The 15,750-nt window shown below is 70.1% G+C and carries 16 protein-coding genes, 1 pseudogene and 1 riboswitch; of the genes and pseudogenes, 16 read left to right on the top strand and 1 reads right to left on the bottom strand.

Features of this window, described 5'->3' with window-relative positions; all coding sequences use genetic code 11:
• The 9 genes from lepB (EES42_RS00490) to EES42_RS00450 all read left to right on the top strand — a co-directional run.
• On the top strand, positions 1-596 hold a 596-nt coding region (lepB, locus tag EES42_RS00490), incomplete at its 5' end, for a signal peptidase I (protein WP_124717323.1).
• Positions 597-648: 52 nt separating this feature from the next.
• Positions 649-1,398, top strand: coding sequence for a signal peptidase I (gene lepB, locus EES42_RS00485; RefSeq protein WP_124716127.1), 750 nt, complete (start codon positions 649-651; stop codon positions 1,396-1,398).
• The gene (locus EES42_RS00480) at positions 1,388-1,876 is read left to right on the top strand and encodes an NUDIX hydrolase (protein ID WP_124716126.1); all 489 of its coding nucleotides are present in this window, start codon (positions 1,388-1,390) and stop codon (positions 1,874-1,876) included. The genes lepB (EES42_RS00485) and EES42_RS00480 overlap by 11 nt, the downstream gene beginning before the upstream one ends.
• Positions 1,877-1,940: 64 nt before the next feature.
• Positions 1,941-2,249, top strand: a complete 309-nt coding sequence (locus EES42_RS00475; protein WP_003965949.1) for a DUF2469 domain-containing protein — start codon at positions 1,941-1,943, stop codon at positions 2,247-2,249.
• Between the two features lie 223 nt (positions 2,250-2,472).
• Positions 2,473-2,832: a YraN family protein gene (locus EES42_RS00470; protein WP_124716125.1), complete on the top strand. Its 360-nt coding sequence runs from the start codon at positions 2,473-2,475 to the stop codon at positions 2,830-2,832.
• Entirely contained in the window at positions 2,832-4,460 is a 1,629-nt protein-coding gene (locus EES42_RS00465; RefSeq protein ID WP_124716124.1) for a YifB family Mg chelatase-like AAA ATPase, read from the top strand. Before EES42_RS00470 ends, EES42_RS00465 begins: the two co-directional genes overlap by 1 nt.
• Before the next feature lie 125 nt (positions 4,461-4,585).
• Positions 4,586-5,740 (top strand): DNA-processing protein DprA, encoded by a 1,155-nt coding sequence (dprA, locus tag EES42_RS00460; protein WP_241196274.1) that lies wholly within the window; start codon positions 4,586-4,588, stop codon positions 5,738-5,740.
• Between the two features lie 240 nt (positions 5,741-5,980).
• The gene (whiG, locus tag EES42_RS00455) at positions 5,981-6,817 is read left to right on the top strand and encodes an RNA polymerase sigma factor WhiG (protein ID WP_124716122.1); all 837 of its coding nucleotides are present in this window, start codon (positions 5,981-5,983) and stop codon (positions 6,815-6,817) included.
• Positions 6,818-6,935: 118 nt separating this feature from the next.
• Positions 6,936-7,502, top strand: coding sequence for a TetR/AcrR family transcriptional regulator (locus EES42_RS00450; RefSeq protein WP_124717322.1), 567 nt, complete (start codon positions 6,936-6,938; stop codon positions 7,500-7,502).
• Between the two features lie 80 nt (positions 7,503-7,582).
• Here the strand turns inward: EES42_RS00450 and EES42_RS00445 are convergent.
• Positions 7,583-8,152, bottom strand: a pseudogene (locus tag EES42_RS00445) (M23 family metallopeptidase); the annotation flags it as partial.
• Positions 8,153-8,570: 418 nt separating this feature from the next.
• On the opposite strand from EES42_RS00445, the gene rpsB reads away from it, so the two are divergent.
• From rpsB to EES42_RS00410, 7 genes are all read left to right on the top strand, one after another.
• A complete protein-coding gene (gene rpsB / locus EES42_RS00440; protein ID WP_124716121.1) occupies positions 8,571-9,488 on the top strand; it encodes a 30S ribosomal protein S2 in 918 nt (305 codons plus the stop codon).
• Between the two features lie 99 nt (positions 9,489-9,587).
• A complete protein-coding gene (gene tsf / locus EES42_RS00435) occupies positions 9,588-10,424 on the top strand; it encodes a translation elongation factor Ts (RefSeq protein ID WP_124716120.1) in 837 nt (278 codons plus the stop codon).
• 159 nt (positions 10,425-10,583) lie between these two features.
• Positions 10,584-11,360, top strand: a complete 777-nt coding sequence (gene pyrH, locus EES42_RS00430; protein WP_124716119.1) for a UMP kinase — start codon at positions 10,584-10,586, stop codon at positions 11,358-11,360.
• A gap of 179 nt (positions 11,361-11,539) precedes the next feature.
• Positions 11,540-12,097, top strand: coding sequence for a ribosome recycling factor (gene frr, locus EES42_RS00425; RefSeq protein WP_093545310.1), 558 nt, complete (start codon positions 11,540-11,542; stop codon positions 12,095-12,097).
• Positions 12,097-13,182: a phosphatidate cytidylyltransferase gene (locus EES42_RS00420; protein WP_124716118.1), complete on the top strand. Its 1,086-nt coding sequence runs from the start codon at positions 12,097-12,099 to the stop codon at positions 13,180-13,182. The genes frr and EES42_RS00420 overlap by 1 nt, the downstream gene beginning before the upstream one ends.
• 93 nt (positions 13,183-13,275) lie before the next feature.
• Complete coding sequence (gene rlmN, locus EES42_RS00415) at positions 13,276-14,382, top strand: dual-specificity RNA methyltransferase RlmN (RefSeq protein ID WP_124716117.1); 1,107 nt, start codon at positions 13,276-13,278, stop codon at positions 14,380-14,382.
• 41 nt (positions 14,383-14,423) lie between these two features.
• Positions 14,424-14,540, top strand: a riboswitch (TPP riboswitch).
• A 74-nt stretch (positions 14,541-14,614) separates the two neighbouring features.
• The gene (locus tag EES42_RS00410) at positions 14,615-15,727 is read left to right on the top strand and encodes a thiamine ABC transporter substrate-binding protein (protein ID WP_124716116.1); all 1,113 of its coding nucleotides are present in this window, start codon (positions 14,615-14,617) and stop codon (positions 15,725-15,727) included.
• Positions 15,728-15,750: the final 23 nt, after the last annotated feature.

Raw genomic sequence — 15,750 nt, 5'->3', positions numbered from 1 at the left:
CACCGTGGTTCGGCGGGGAGCCCGAGCGCGGCGAGGTCGTCGTCTTCCACGATCCGGACAACTGGCTCGCCGGGGAGCCGACCCCGGAGTCGAACGTGGTGCAGGACTTCCTGAGCTTCATCGGTCTGATGCCCTCGTCCAAGGAGAAGGACCTGATCAAGCGGACGATCGCGGTCGGTGGCGACACCGTGGAGTGCGCCAAGGGCGGCCCGGTCAAGGTCAACGGGAAGGCGCTCGACGAGCCGTACATCTTCCCCGGCAACACGGCCTGCGACGACAAGCCCTTCGGCCCCTTCAAGGTGCCCGAGGGCAAGATCTGGGTGATGGGCGACCACCGGCAGAACTCCCTGGACTCGCGCTACCACACCGACGAGGCGACCAAGGGCTTCGTGCCCGTCGAGGACGTCGTGGGGCGCGCCGTGGTCGTGGCCTGGCCGATCAACCGCTGGGCGACGCTGCCGGTCCCGGACACCTTCGACCAGCCGGGGATCAGCGCGGCGGCGGGCCTGGCTCCGGGAGCCGTCGGCATCGCGGGTGCGCTGCCTCTCGTACTGTGGCGCCGCAGGAGGCTGACCGGCGGGCGTACCGCCGGGTAGGGTGCCGACTCGGATCAGCGATCGTCGATCTCCGGAGTGGGGGGACGCTGGGATGAGCGGACAAGGACGTACGGGTGACGGCCGCGGCCGTCTCGGCAGCATGCTGTCGGGACTGGCCGTGGCCGTCGGCTGTGTGCTCTTCCTCGGCGGGTTCGCCTGGGGGGCGGTGGTGTACAAGCCGTACACGGTGCCGACCGGGTCGATGACACCGACGGTGAACGCCGGCGACCGGGTGCTCGCGCAGCGGATCGACGGCAGCGAGGTGCGCCGCGGCGACGTGGTGGTCTTCACCGATCCGGTGTGGGGCGACATGCCGATGGTGAAGCGGGTCGTCGGGATCGGCGGCGACAGGATCGCCTGCTGCGGGAAGGGCGGCCGGCTCACGGTCAACGGCAAGCCCATTGACGAACCGTATCTGCACACCAAGGGCCTCGCCTCGGCGGAGAACTTCACGGCGGAGGTGCCCAAGGGGCAGCTCTTCCTGCTGGGCGACGAGCGCGCCGCGTCGCTGGACTCCCGGGTACACCTGGACGACGCCGGCCAGGGCTCCGTCCCCCGCGACGCGGTACAGGCCCGGGTGGACGCCATCGCCTGGCCGATGAACGGCATGGTCGAGCGCCCGGCGGCCTTCGCCTCCCTCCCCGGCGGCGTGTCGACGCCCGGACCGCTGCGGCTGCAGCTCGCGGCGGTGCTCGTGGGCGTGGTGCTCATCCTGGGCGGTGCGGCGTACGGCCCGATCGCGGCACGGGCCTCGCGGGCGTCAGGGAACAAGGGCGGAAGGGTGCCCGCCGGTGCGCACTGAGCAGCGGAAGGTCGCCCGCGTGATCCTCCTGGACCCCGACGACCGGATCCTGCTGTTGCACGGCTTCGAACCGGCGGATCCGGCGAGCACCTGGTGGTTCACCCCCGGCGGCGGCGTGGAGGGCGACGAGACCCGGGAGGAGGCCGCGTTGCGTGAGCTGACGGAGGAGACCGGGATCACCGACGTCGAGCTGGGTCCGCTGCTCTGGCAGCGGATGTGCTCGTTCCCGTTCGACGGACGCCGCTGGGATCAGGACGAGTGGTATTTCCTGGCCCGTACGAGGCAGACCGACACCGATACCAGTGGGCAGACCGGGCTGGAGCAACGCAGTGTCGCGGGTCTGAGGTGGTGGACCTCCGCCGAACTGTCGGCGGCGCGTGAGACGGTGTACCCGACCAGGCTCGCCGAGTTGCTGCGCACGCTGCTCGACGAGGGTCCTCCGCGTACGCCGCTGGTTCTCGACCCCGAAATCGCCTAAGGGCCCGGGGGGCCGGGGGCCTGGCGCACAATGGGGGGACGCACGGCTGAAGGGGAACATGCCAATGAGCGCCGAGGACCTCGAAAAGTACGAGACCGAGATGGAGCTGAAGCTCTACCGGGAGTACCGAGATGTCGTCGGTCTGTTCAAATATGTGATCGAGACCGAACGGCGCTTCTACCTCACCAACGACTACGAGATGCAGGTGCACTCGGTCCAGGGCGAGGTGTTTTTCGAAGTATCGATGGCGGATGCCTGGGTCTGGGACATGTACCGGCCTGCGCGGTTCGTCAAGCAGGTCCGGGTGCTGACGTTCAAGGACGTCAACATCGAGGAGCTCAACAAGAGCGATCTCGAACTCCCGGGCGGCTGAGCCCACTCCCGGGGGCGTCGATTCGCCCCTGATCCGATTCGGTCCGCCCTGGGTTCGATTCGGTTCGGCCCTGGGTCGATCCGGTTCGGCCTTGGCCCGACCTTGGGCTGCCCCTTGATTCGCACTTCCGGGTGGCCGGGATATCCACAATCCAGGGGTTTTCCACCAAGATCCACCGATCGGGACCGGACGCGTCAGAGTCGGTCCCGGAGGTGGTGCCGAAATGAACGCACGGGGGGCACTCGGGCGGTACGGCGAGGATCTGGCGGTGCGGCTGCTGGCCGAGTCAGGCATGTCCGTACTGGAACGGAACTGGCGGTGTCGCGCCGGTGAGATCGACATCGTCGCGATGGACGGCGACGCGCTCGTGGTCTGCGAGGTGAAGACCCGCAGGGCGGGCGCGTTCGAGCATCCGATGGCGGCCGTCACGCCGGTCAAGGCGGAGCGGCTGCGGCGGCTGGCCGGTATCTGGGTCGACCGGCACGGCGGCCCGCCGTCCGGCGGCGTCCGGATCGATCTGGTCGGCGTGGTGCTGCCCAGGCGCGGAGCACCGGTCGCCGAGCATGCGCGGGGGGTGGCCTGATGGGGTTCGCGCGGGCGTGCTCGGTGGCGCTGGTCGGCGTCGAGGGTGTGGTGGTGGAGGTCCAGGCGGACCTGGAGGCGGGGGTGGCCGCGTTCACCCTGGTGGGGCTGCCGGACAAGAGCCTGGTGGAGAGCCGCGACCGGGTCAGGGCCGCGGTGGCGAACTCGGGGGCCGAGTGGCCGCAGAAGAAGCTCACGGTGGGCCTGTCGCCGGCCTCGGTGCCGAAGGGCGGATCCGGGTTCGATCTCGCCGTCGCCTGTGCGGTGCTGGGGGCGGCCGAGCGGATCGATCCGGCTTCCATCGCCGATGTGGTGATGATCGGTGAGCTGGGGCTCGACGGCCGGGTGCGGCCGGTGCGCGGGGTGCTGCCCGCCGTGCTCGCCGCGGCCGAGGCCGGATACCGGCAGGTCGTCGTGCCGGAACAGACCGCGGGCGAGGCGGCGCTGGTCCCCGGAGTCTCCGTCCTCGGGGTACGGAGCCTGCGGCAGCTGATCGCGGTGCTCTGCGACGAGCCGGTGCCCGACGAGCGGCAGGCACACGACGAGGGGCGCCCCGACACCATGCTGGCCGGGCTGATGGTGCCCGGCGCGGGCATCGGCACCGGCCTCGCCCGCGGCGCCGGGCAGGGCGACGGACATCTGCCGGATCTGGCGGACGTGGCGGGGCAGGAGCGGCCCCGCATGGCTCTTGAGGTCGCCGCCGCGGGCGGTCACCACCTCCTGCTCTCGGGGCCGCCGGGAGCAGGCAAGACCATGCTGGCCGAGCGGCTGCCGGCCATCCTGCCGGAGCTGACCAGGAAGGAATCCCTGGAGGTGACCGCGGTCCACTCGGTGGCGGGCATCCTGCCGCCGGGGGAGCCCCTGGTCAGCCGGCCGCCCTACTGCGCACCCCACCACTCGGCGACGATGCAGTCGCTGATCGGCGGGGGCAACGGACTGCCGAGGCCCGGTGCGGTCTCGCTGGCTCATCGGGGAATTCTTTTTCTGGACGAGGCGCCCGAATTCTCCGTGCGGGCGCTGGACGCGCTGCGCCAGCCGCTGGAATCGGGGCATGTGGTGGTGGCACGGAGCGCCGGAGTGGTGCGGCTGCCCGCCAGATTTCTGATGGCGCTGGCGGCCAACCCGTGCCCGTGCGGCCGGCACAGCCTCAGCGGCGCCGGCTGCGAATGCCCGCCGTCCGCGGTCAGGCGCTACCAGGCGAGACTCTCCGGGCCGCTGCTCGACCGGGTGGATCTGCGGGTGCTCGTCGACCCGGTCAGGCGTGAGGACCTGATGGGGCAGGGCGGCCGGGGCGAGTCGACGGCCGCGGTGGCGGCCCGGGTCCGGCAGGCCAGGGCGCGGGCCGCGGCGCGGCTCGCGGGCACCGCGTGGTCCACCAACAGCGAGGTGCCCGGCCATGAGTTGCGGACCAGGCTGGTCGCGGCCCCGGGCGCGCTCATGGAGGCCGAGCGGGACATGGAACGCGGCCTGCTCACCGCGCGGGGCCTGGACCGGGTGCTCAGAGTGGCGTGGACGGTCGCCGATCTGCGCGGCGCCGACCGCCCGGATGCCTCCGACGTCGCGGTGGCGCTGGAACTGCGCACCGGGATTCCGCGGGGTGCCCTGATGAACGCCGGGACGCAGACATGAAGCTGCGGGCGGACGGCGGGCCGGGGAGGGGGCCGGACCAGGTGAGGGACGTGCGGGGGCAGAGCCCGGAACAGGGCCCGGAACACGGCCTGGGGCAGGGGACCGGAACAGGGTCCGGGGTGGTGGTGAGCGGTCAGGAGCGGCTGGCGCGGGCCGCGCTGACCCGCGTCATCGAGCCGGGGGACGAGCGCGGCGGCCGCTGGCTGCGCGAGTGCGGCGCCGTCGAGCTGATACGGCGGATCACCACCGGGGACGGCACCGCGGAGCAGCTGAGCGGAATGACCCCGAAGCGGCTCGCCGGGTACCGGTTGCGCGCCGAGAGCGTCGATCCCGGCCGGGACCTCTCGGCGGTCGCCGCGCTCGGCGGGCGGTTCGTCTGCCCAGGGGACCGGGAGTGGCCAAGCCAGCTCGACGACCTCGGGGACGCCAGACCGACCGGCCTGTGGGTGCGGGGCCCCCGCGATCTGCGGCTCTGGGCACTGCGCTCGGTCGCCGTGGTCGGCGCACGCGCCTGCACTCCCTACGGATCGCACATGGCGGCCGGCCTCGGCTCGGGACTCGCGGAGCTGGGGTGGGTGGTCGTGTCCGGAGCCGCGTTCGGGGTCGACGGGGCGGCGCACCGCGGCGCGCTCGCCGTCGGCGGGGCGACGATGGCGGTCCTGGCCTGCGGGGTGGACGTCCCCTACCCCCGGGGACACGCCGAGCTGATCGGACGGATCGCGCAACAGGGGCTCGTCATCGGCGAATTACCACCGTCCGATCATCCCACCCGCAGCAGATTCATCCTCCGGAACCGGGTCATCGCCGCGTTGACGCGCGGGACGGTCGTGGTGGAGGCCGAATACCGCAGTGGTTCGCTCGTCACCGCGCGCTGCGCAGAGCGGCTCGGCCGCTTCACCATGGGCGTGCCAGGGCCCGCCACCAGCGGGCTGTCGGCAGGGGTCCATGAACTCCTGCGCGGGGAGGGCGTCCTGGTGACCGATGCCGCCGAAGTGGCCGAACTGGTGGGGAACATCGGCGAACTGGCCCCGGTCAGACGCGGCCCCGTGCACCCCAGGGACCTGCTCGACGCGGTCTCCGCCAGAGTCCTCGACGCCCTGCCGTACCGGGGTGCCCTCAGCGGGCGGGACGTGGCCCGCACCGCCGGAACCAGCACCGACGAAGCGCTCGGCAGGCTGTACGAACTGCACTCACTGGGGTTCGTCGAACGGGATGGCGATGGATGGCAGTTGACGCCGCGGCCGACTTGCAATGGCGACGCGCGGCGAGGCGGTACTTGACCTGGGGCATTCGGGTGAAAAGGTGATGCCGATGACCTCGGCGGATCCTTCGGTGACGCCTCCGGGGCCGACGCGCACAGCGACGGCCCCGGACCTCAGCCATGTCGGACCGGCCGGATTCGCACAGCGCCGATCCTCTATCCTGCGCGGACCGCGACATCGTGGTCACGCTACGCTCACAAGGGTTCCGACTCAGACATACGTCCCAGCACTTCACAGCAGAACGGCTCAAGGCACCACATGCCCCAGCACACCTCCGGGTCTGACCGCGCGGCAGCACCACCGGCTGCGCGTGGCACTGTGCGTCCCCCCGCCCCTTCCTCGCTCGACGAGTTGTGGCGTTCGTACAAGTCCACGGGCGACGAGCGGCTGCGGGAGCAGCTGATCCTGCACTACTCGCCGCTGGTGAAGTACGTTGCGGGCCGGGTGAGCGTGGGCCTGCCTTCCAATGTCGAGCAGGCGGACTTCGTCTCCTCCGGGGTCTTCGGACTGATCGACGCGATCGAGAAGTTCGACATCGAGCGCGCGATCAAGTTCGAGACCTACGCGATCACCCGCATCCGGGGCGCGATGATCGACGAACTCCGGGCACTGGACTGGATCCCGCGCTCGGTGCGCCAGAAGGCGCGGGCGGTGGAACGCGCCTACGCCACGCTGGAGGCGCAGTTGCGGCGTACTCCGTCCGAGGCGGAGGTCGCCGCGGAGATGGGCATCGCGCTGGAGGAACTCCACGCGGTTTTCAGCCAGTTGTCGCTGGCGAACGTGGTCGCGCTGGAGGAGCTGCTGCATGTCGGCGGTGAGGGCGGCGACCGGCTCAGCCTGATGGACACTCTTGAGGACACCGCCGCCGACAATCCGGTGGAGGTCGCCGAGGACCGCGAGCTCAGACGGTTGCTGGCCGGGGCCATCAACACGCTTCCGGAGCGTGAGAAGACGGTCGTCACGCTCTACTACTACGAGGGCCTCACCCTCGCCGAGATCGGCAATGTCCTCGGAGTCACCGAGAGCCGGGTCAGCCAGATCCACACCAAATCGGTGCTGCAACTGCGCGCCAAGCTGGCCGACGCCGGACGCTGAGCCCCGCTCGCGGCCGGCGCCGGCCATGGCTGCTTCGGTCATTGATCCGGGCCGCACCCGCCCTCTCGAACACCGGTCGCCGTACAGTGGACGCGTGCCCAGGATTCGAGCGGCCTCGGTGGCCGAGCACCGGACCATGCAGCGCGGCGCCCTCCTGGACGCCGCACGCTCCCTGCTGTCCGAGGGAGGTACGGAAGCGCTGACCTTCCCCGCCCTCGCCGAGCGCACGGGCCTCGCCAGGTCGTCCGTGTATGAATACTTCCGCTCCCGTGCGGCCGTCGTCGAAGAGCTCTGCGCCGTCGACTTCCCCGTCTGGGCGGCCGAGGTCGAGAACGCGATGGAGCAGGCCAGTACGCCCGAGGGCAAGATCGAGGCCTATGTGCGCCGGCAGCTCGACCTCGTCGGGGACCGCCGCCACCGCGCGGTCGTCGCCATTTCGGCGAGCGAGCTGGACGCCGGCGCGCGCGAGAAGATCAGGGCCGCCCACGGCGGGCTGATCGCCATGATCGTCGAGGCGCTCGGCGACCTCGGCCACGCGCAGCCGAGGCTGGCGGCGATGTTGCTCCAGGGTTCGGTGGACGCCGCGGTGCGACGTATCGAACTGGCCGTCGCCGAGGAGCCGGCCGTGATCGCGGACACCGCCGTCGCCATGATCCTCCGAGGCGTCCAGGGCGCACGGGGCTGACGCCGCCGCATCGCGGCGGCGAGCAGAACGCCGGGGGCGGCGAGCCCGTCCCCGGTCCCTCCGGCGGAGTGCGCGGGTCCGGGCTCGGGTACGCCGAACACCGGGAGCAGCCGGGACGGACCCCGCCGCAGCAGCGACGGCGGCAGCAGCGACAACGGATCCAGATACGTGTCACCGCGCCGCAGGCCCCAGTGCAGACAGCCCGCCGCGCAGTGGAAGGGCCCCGCCTCCACGACCGCCACCACCTGCCCCGCCGTCACCTTCTCCCCCTTCGCGACGAGCGCGCGCACCGGTTCGTACGTGGTCCGCAGCGGCGGATCACCGCTGCCGGCCACCTCGATCGCCAGCACCCCGCGTCCCGCCACCCGCCCCGCGAACGACACCTGGCCCGAGGCGGCGGCGAGCACCGCCGCACCCGGCTCAGTGGCCAGGTCGACCCCGCGGTGACCCCGCGCGTAGGGGCCGGCCGGGGGCTCCCAGCTCCGCAGGACCGCGGGCCGCCCGGCAAGCGGCCAGCTCCGGTCGCCGTCCGGTCCTGGCCCCGGCACCGCCCCTGTCCCCCTCCCTGGCTCCGGCTCCGGCCCGGGCTCCGGTGCAGGGGCGGGTGTCGGCGTCGGTTTGCCGGCCGCGCCGGCCGGCAAACCGCACATCACCACCGCCAGCAGGGCCGCCACCGCCACGACAAGCACCTCCCGCACCCGGAGAGCAGGCCTGCCGCAACGGGCTTCCGCGCCCGGAACCACCAGGTCGGTCGGGTCGGTCGGGCCGTTCTGATCAGGTGTGCATCGCATGGCAGAACCGTCCCGCAGCGTCCCGATCCGCGGGGATCATGAACCGGATCTGTGGACAACCAGCCGGTTGTGGACAGCGCCGTCACCCGGCACCCGGGCCGTCCCGTACACTTCCTATGGCGATCCGGGTCACCGGGTCGACTTCGCACGCCCCGCCACCTCCCTCTTCGCGGACGGTGGCCGCGCTCCTCGGTCCCTCGTGGCACGGCGCGTCGGGGCGTCAGGCGCGACAGCAATCCTGCGGTCGCGACAACCGAGCACCTCAAGGAGTACGGCCATGGCCGTCGTCACGATGCGGGAGCTGCTGGAAAGCGGCGTCCACTTCGGTCACCAGACCCGTCGCTGGAACCCGAAGATGAAGCGCTTCATCTTCACCGAGCGCAACGGCATCTACATCATCGACCTGCTCCAGTCGCTGTCGTACATCGACCGTGCCTACGAGTTCGTCAAGGAGACCGTCGCCCACGGCGGCTCCATCATGTTCGTGGGTACGAAGAAGCAGGCCCAGGAGGCCATCGCCGAGCAGGCGACGCGCGTCGGCATGCCGTACGTCAACCAGCGTTGGCTCGGTGGCATGCTCACCAACTTCTCCACCGTCTACAAGCGCCTTCAGCGTCTGAAGGAGCTTGAGCTCATCGACTTCGAGGACGTGGCCGCCTCCGGCCTCACCAAGAAGGAGCTCCTGGTTCTCTCCCGCGAGAAGGCCAAGCTGGAGAAGACCCTCGGTGGTATCCGCGAGATGCAGAAGGTGCCGAGCGCCGTCTGGATCGTCGACACCAAGAAGGAGCACATCGCCGTCGGTGAGGCGCGCAAGCTCCACATCCCGGTCGTCGCGATCCTCGACACCAACTGCGACCCCGACGAGGTCGACTACAAGATTCCGGGCAACGACGACGCGATCCGCTCCGTCACCCTGCTCACCCGTGTGATCGCCGACGCCGTCGCCGAGGGCCTCATCGCCCGTTCCGGTGCCGCCACCGGTGACTCGAAGCCGGGCGAGAAGGCCGCCGGCGAGCCGCTCGCCGAGTGGGAGCGCGACCTGCTCGAGGGCGACAAGAAGGCCGACGCCGAGGTCCAGACCTCCGCCGAGACCGAGAAGGTCGCGGACGCCGAGGCCGCCGAGGCCCCCGCCGCCGAGGCCGCTGTCGAGACCCCCGCTGCCGAGGCCCCGGCCGCGGACGCCGAGCAGGCCTGACACCCGTCACGGCTGATGACGGCGGGGGCCGGTGCCACAAGCACCGCCCCCGCCGTTCACCCGTAGATCTTTCAGACTTCGAGAGAGAAACACAGACTCATGGCGAACTACACCGCCGCTGACGTCAAGAAGCTCCGCGAGCTGACCGGCGCCGGCATGATGGACTGCAAGAAGGCGCTCGACGAGGCCGACGGCAACGTCGACAAGGCCGTCGAGGCGCTCCGTATCAAGGGTCAGAAGGGCGTCGCCAAGCGCGAGGGCCGTTCTGCCGAGAACGGCGCCGTCGTCTCCCTCATCTCCGAGGACCAGACGTCCGGTGTTCTGCTGGAGCTGAAGTGCGAGACGGACTTCGTCGCCAAGGGCGAGAAGTTCCAGGCCGTCGCCAACACGCTCGCCGCCCACGTCGCCGCGACCTCCCCGGCCGACCTGGAGGCGCTGCTCGCCTCCGAGATCGAGGCCGGCAAGACCGTCCAGGCGTACGTCGACGAGGCCAACGCCAACCTCGGCGAGAAGATCGTCCTGGACCGCTTCGCGCAGTTCTCCGGCGCGTACGTCTCCGCGTACATGCACCGCACCATGCCCGACCTGCCGCCGCAGATCGGTGTTCTGGTCGAGCTGGACAAGGCCGACGCCGAGCTGGCCAAGGGCATCGCGCAGCACATCGCCGCGTTCGCCCCGAAGTACCTGTCCCGCGAGGACGTCCCGGCCGAGGTCGTCGAGGCCGAGCGCCGCGTCGCCGAGGAGACCACGCGCGCCGAGGGCAAGCCCGAGGCCGCGCTCCCGAAGATCGTCGAGGGTCGCGTCAACGGCTTCTTCAAGGAGGCCACCCTTCTTGGCCAGCCGTACGCGCTGGACAACAAGAAGTCCGTCCAGAAGGTTCTGGACGAGGCCGGTGTCACCCTGAAGCGCTTCACGCGCATCAAGGTCGGCATCTGAGTCCGTCCGCGAAACACGGTGGACCCCGATAGGGTCTAGTGCAGTCGTCGGCCGCACTCACGCCGTACGACCGCAGATCTGACGAGGAGGCCATTGCCGCTGAGGGACACCAGACCCACCGGCAATGGCCTTCTTCGTATGTGCACGAGGAGAATCTCCATGAACAAGGGCGCGGACGCCGCTAAAGGTGACCACAAGCGCGACGACGGCAAGGTGGCCGGACGCTTCATGCTGAAGCTGTCCGGAGAGGCGTTCGCCGGCGGCGGGGGTCTCGGTGTCGACCCCGACGTCGTACACGCCATTGCCCGGGAAATCGCGGCGGTCGTCCGTGACGGCGCGGAAATCGCGATCGTCATCGGCGGCGGCAACTTCTTCCGCGGCGCCGAGCTCCAGCAGCGCGGCATGGACCGGGCCCGGTCCGACTACATGGGCATGCTCGGCACGGTCATGAACTGCCTGGCGCTCCAGGACTTCCTGGAGAAGGAAGGCATCGACTCCCGCGTCCAGACCGCCATCACCATGGGGCAGGTCGCGGAGCCGTACATCCCGCTGCGCGCCGTGCGCCACCTGGAGAAGGGCCGCGTCGTCATCTTCGGCGCGGGCATGGGGATGCCGTACTTCTCCACCGACACCACTGCCGCCCAGCGCGCCCTGGAGATCGACGCCGAAGGTCTCCTGATGGGCAAGAACGGGGTGGACGGGGTCTACGACTCCGACCCGAAGAGCAACCCCGACGCGGTGAAGTTCGACGCGCTCGAGTACAGCGAGGTTCTCGCCCGCGATCTCAAGGTCGCCGACGCCACCGCCATCACGCTCTGCCGCGACAACGACCTGCCGATCCTCGTCTTCGAGCTGACCGCCACCGGCAATATCGCCCGCGCGGTCAAGGGTGAGAAGATCGGCACGCTCGTGAGTGACCGGAGCACCCGGGCCTGAGGACCGGGGGACCTTCCCGGAGTACGACGGGGAGGTCCGGGCTCCCGGGGAAACCCCCGGGACCGGCCCCGAAGGATGGACAACGGCCTGCCGGTCGGACACCGTGCAGGTGAGGACGCGACGCAGGACCCGCCGGGCCCCAGCACGACGGGCCCACTCAAGACACGCAGGAGCACGTGGTGATCGAAGAAACCCTCCTCGAGGCCGAGGAGAAGATGGAGAAGGCCGTAGTCGTCGCGAAAGAGGACTTCGCCGCGATCCGTACCGGCCGTGCGCACCCGGCGATGTTCAACAAGATCGTCGCCGACTACTACGGCGCGCTGACCCCGATCAACCAGCTCGCCTCGTTCTCGGTGCCCGAGCCGCGCATGGCCGTCGTGACGCCGTTCGACAAGACCGCGCTGCGCAACATCGAGCAGGCCATCCGCGACTCGGACCTCGGCGTCAACCCGAGCAACGACGGCAACATCATCCGGGTGACCTTCCCGGAGCTCACCGAGGAGCGCCGCCGCGACTACATCAAGGTCGCCAAGAGCAAGGCCGAGGACTCCAAGATCTCCATCCGCGCGGTGCGCCGCAAGGCCAAGGAGACCCTCGACAAGCTGGTCAAGGACAAGGAGTCGGGCGAGGACGAGGTACGTCGTGCCGAGAAGGAGCTCGACGACACCACCGCGAAGTACGTCGCGCAGGTCGACGAGCTGCTGAAGCACAAGGAAGCCGAGCTGCTCGAAGTCTGATGAACGACTCTTCCTCGGGCGCCCCGCAGGGAGCCGGCCACTGGGGTGCGCCCGAGATGCGGGCTGCCCCGGCGGGTCCTGCTTACGATGTGCATGACGCCCAGCAGACTCGGCCCATGCCCATCGTGCCGGACGATCCCGACGCAGGTAGAGACGCTGACGACCGTGATGACCGGGACCAGGGGGCCGGACGCCTGAGCGGCGGCCCCCTGTTCCGTGACGAGAAGCCGCAGGAGCCCATGTCCACCGCGCCGCCGCCCCCGCAGAAGAAACGTGCGGGCCGTGATCTGCGATCCGCCATAGGGGTCGGTGTGGGGCTCGGCGCCCTCATCGTCGCCTCGCTGTTCATCGTCAAGGACGTCTTCGTCGGTGTGATCGTGGTCGCCGTCGTCGTGGGCCTCTGGGAGCTCACCTCGCGGCTCCAGGAGCGCAAGGGCATCAAGGCGCCGCTCGTCCCGCTGGCGGTGGGTGGCGCGGCGATGGTCGTCGCCGGTTACGCATGGGGTGCCGAAGGCGCCTGGGCGGCTACGGCACTGACCGCGCTGGCGGTGCTCGTCTGGCGGATGACCGAACCGCCCGAGGGCTACCTCAGGGACGTCACGGCCGGTGTGTTCGCGGCGTTCTACGTGCCGTTCCTCGCCACGTTCGTCGCGATGCTCCTGACCGCCGACGACGGGCCGCAGCGGGTGCTCACCTTCCTGCTGCTGACCGTGGTCAGCGACACGGGTGCGTACGCCGTCGGCTGGCGCTTCGGGAAGCACAAGCTGGCGCCGCGGATCAGCCCCGGAAAGACCCGGGAGGGCCTGTTCGGGGCCGTCGCCTTCGCGATGGTCGCCGGTGCGCTGTGCATGCAGTTCCTGATCGACGGCGGTTCCTGGTGGCAGGGGCTGCTGCTCGGGCTCGCGGTCGCGGCCAGCGCCACCCTCGGGGACCTGGGCGAGTCGATGATCAAGCGGGACCTCGGGATCAAGGACATGGGCACGCTGCTGCCGGGACACGGCGGCATCATGGACCGGCTGGACTCGCTGCTGCCGACCGCCCCGGTGGTCTGGCTGCTGCTGGTGCTGTTCGTCGGCTCCGGCTGAGAACAGGGTCCTGACCTGGGATTTTACGAGTGAGGGCCCGCTGTCCACAGGACGGCGGGCCCTCGCTGTTCTGTCTGCGACACTGGAAGAACCATGCCTAAGCCCGGAGAACTCACTTTCGTCGCGCCCCGCGGAGCCAAGAAGCCGCCGCGGCATCTCGCCGACCTCACGCCCGCCGAGCGCAAGGAAGCAGTCGCCGCGATCGGCGAGAAGCCGTTCCGCGCCCAGCAGCTCTCGCAGCACTACTTCGCGCGGTACGCGCACGACCCGGCGGAATGGACCAACATCCCGGCCGGATCGCGGACCAAGCTCGCCGAGGCGATGTTCCCCGACCTGATGTCGGTGGTCCGCCACATCAGCTGCGACGACGACACCACCCGCAAGACCCTGTGGAAGCTGCACGACGGGACGCTCGTCGAGTCCGTCCTGATGCGTTACCCGGAGCGGGTCACGATGTGCATCTCCTCGCAGGCCGGCTGCGGGATGAACTGCCCGTTCTGCGCCACGGGACAGGCGGGCCTCGACCGCAATCTGTCGACCGCCGAGATCGTCCACCAGATCGTGGACGGCATGCGGGCGCTGCGCGACGGAGAGGTCCCCGGCGGTCCGGCGCGGCTCTCCAACATCGTCTTCATGGGCATGGGCGAGCCGCTCGCCAACTACAACCGGGTGGTCGGCGCGATCCGCCGGCTGACCGACCCGGAGCCGGACGGGCTGGGGCTCTCGCAGCGCGGGATCACCGTCTCCACCGTGGGCCTGGTGCCCGCGATGCTCCGCTTCGCGGACGAGGGCTTCAAGTGCCGCCTCGCCGTCTCGCTGCACGCGCCGGACGACGAGCTGCGCGACACCCTCGTACCCGTGAACACGCGCTGGAAGGTCGGCGAGGTGCTGGACGCCGCGTGGGAGTACGCGGAGAAGTCCGGCCGTCGCATCTCCATCGAGTACGCGCTGATCCGCGACATCAACGACCAGGCGTGGCGCGGAGACCGGCTCGGTCGGCTCCTCAAGGGCAAGCGGGTGCACGTCAACCTGATCCCGCTGAACCCCACGCCCGGTTCCAAGTGGACCGCCTCGCGGCCCGAGGACGAGAAGGCGTTCGTCGAGGCGATCGCCGCCCACGGGGTGCCGGTCACCGTGCGGGACACTCGCGGTCAGGAGATCGACGGGGCTTGCGGGCAGCTGGCGGCAGCCGAGCGCTGAGGCGGATACGGCCCGTGTAATCTGGGCCCGAAATCAACTTCATATTCCGACAGGGGAGCGCCACAGCGCTGAGAGTGCGGCACCGAGGACAGGTCGGCCGCAGACCCTCTGAACCTCGCCCGGGTCATTCCGGGTAGGAAGTTCGGTCATCAACTCATGCTGTTGCGCCCTGCCCGCTTCCCGCGGGCAGGGCCGCGTCTCTTCCTGGCCAAAACCCAGGAGGAAATCCACAATGACCACCACGCGCAGGACCAGGCAGCTTGCGGCGTCGGCCGTCGCCTCCGCGCTCGGCGTCACCGCACTCGCCGGCTGCGGGAGCTCCGACGACTCGGCCGCCGGTTCCGGCGGCACGAAGGGTTCGGGCTCCAAGACCGTGACCCTCGTCAGCCACGACTCCTTCAACGCCTCCAAGGACGTACTGAAGGAGTTCACCGAGGAGACCGGCTACACCGTCAAGGTGCTCAAGAGCGGCGACGCGGGGGTCGCGCTCAACCAGGAGATCCTGACCAAGGGCTCACCGCGCGGCGACGTGTTCTTCGGCGTCGACAACACCCTGCTCTCCCGCGCCCTCGACAGCGGGCTCTTCACGCCGTACCAGGCGAAGGGCATCGACCGGGTCGCGGCGGACACCCGGCTCGACGCCGACAAGCACCGGGTCACCCCGGTCGACACCGGCGACATCTGCGTCAACTACGACAAGAAGTACTTCGCGGACAAGAAGCTCGCGCCGCCGCAGTCCTTCGACGACCTGGCGAAGCCCGCGTACAAGGACCTGCTCGTCACCGAGAACGCCGGGACCTCGTCGCCCGGTCTCGGCTTCCTCCTCGGCACCGTCGCCACCTACGGCGAGAAGGGCTACCAGGACTACTGGAAGAAGCTGGAGCGCAACGGCGTCAAGGTCGTCGACGGCTGGGAGCAGGCGTACAACGAGGAGTTCTCCGGATCGGCCGGCGGGAAGAAGGCCAAGGCGGACCGGCCGCTCGTCGTCTCGTACGCCTCCAGCCCGCCCGTCGAGGTGCTGTACGCGAAGCCGCAGCCGAAGACCGCACCGACCGGCGTCGCCACCGGGACCTGCTTCCGGCAGATCGAGTTCGCCGGTCTGCTGAAGGGCGCGAAGAACGAGGCGGGCGGCAAGGCCCTGCTGGACTTCCTGATCAGCAAGAAGTTCCAGGAGGACATGCCGCTCAACATGTTCGTCAACCCGGTCACCAAGGACGCGGCGCTGCCGGAGCTCTTCACGAAGTTCGGGGCGACGGTGGACAGCCCGACGACCGTGGCCCCGGAGAAGATCGCCAAGAACCGTGAGCAGTGGGTCCAGTCGTGGTCCTCGCTCGTAGTGAAGTAACGAAGAGCCCCGTACGCGGAACG

The sequence above is a fragment of the Streptomyces sp. ADI95-17 genome (assembly GCF_003846175.1).
Classification (GTDB): domain Bacteria; phylum Actinomycetota; class Actinomycetes; order Streptomycetales; family Streptomycetaceae; genus Streptomyces; species Streptomyces sanglieri.
The sequence above is the reverse complement of the archived record's forward strand: the minus strand, read 5'-3'. Positions and strand labels throughout refer to the sequence as shown.

Coding starts and splice junctions, on each gene's coding strand:
- EES42_RS00470 (WP_124716125.1), top strand. CDS start 2,473: ATGAACGCACGGGGGGCACTCGGGCGGTACGGCGAGGATCTGGCGGTG.
- lepB (WP_124716127.1), top strand. CDS start 649: ATGAGCGGACAAGGACGTACGGGTGACGGCCGCGGCCGTCTCGGCAGC.
- pyrH (WP_124716119.1), top strand. CDS start 10,584: ATGAACAAGGGCGCGGACGCCGCTAAAGGTGACCACAAGCGCGACGAC.
- EES42_RS00420 (WP_124716118.1), top strand. CDS start 12,097: ATGAACGACTCTTCCTCGGGCGCCCCGCAGGGAGCCGGCCACTGGGGT.
- EES42_RS00465 (WP_124716124.1), top strand. CDS start 2,832: ATGGGGTTCGCGCGGGCGTGCTCGGTGGCGCTGGTCGGCGTCGAGGGT.
- tsf (WP_124716120.1), top strand. CDS start 9,588: ATGGCGAACTACACCGCCGCTGACGTCAAGAAGCTCCGCGAGCTGACC.
- EES42_RS00475 (WP_003965949.1), top strand. CDS start 1,941: ATGAGCGCCGAGGACCTCGAAAAGTACGAGACCGAGATGGAGCTGAAG.
- rlmN (WP_124716117.1), top strand. CDS start 13,276: ATGCCTAAGCCCGGAGAACTCACTTTCGTCGCGCCCCGCGGAGCCAAG.
- whiG (WP_124716122.1), top strand. CDS start 5,981: ATGCCCCAGCACACCTCCGGGTCTGACCGCGCGGCAGCACCACCGGCT.
- rpsB (WP_124716121.1), top strand. CDS start 8,571: ATGGCCGTCGTCACGATGCGGGAGCTGCTGGAAAGCGGCGTCCACTTC.
- EES42_RS00410 (WP_124716116.1), top strand. CDS start 14,615: ATGACCACCACGCGCAGGACCAGGCAGCTTGCGGCGTCGGCCGTCGCC.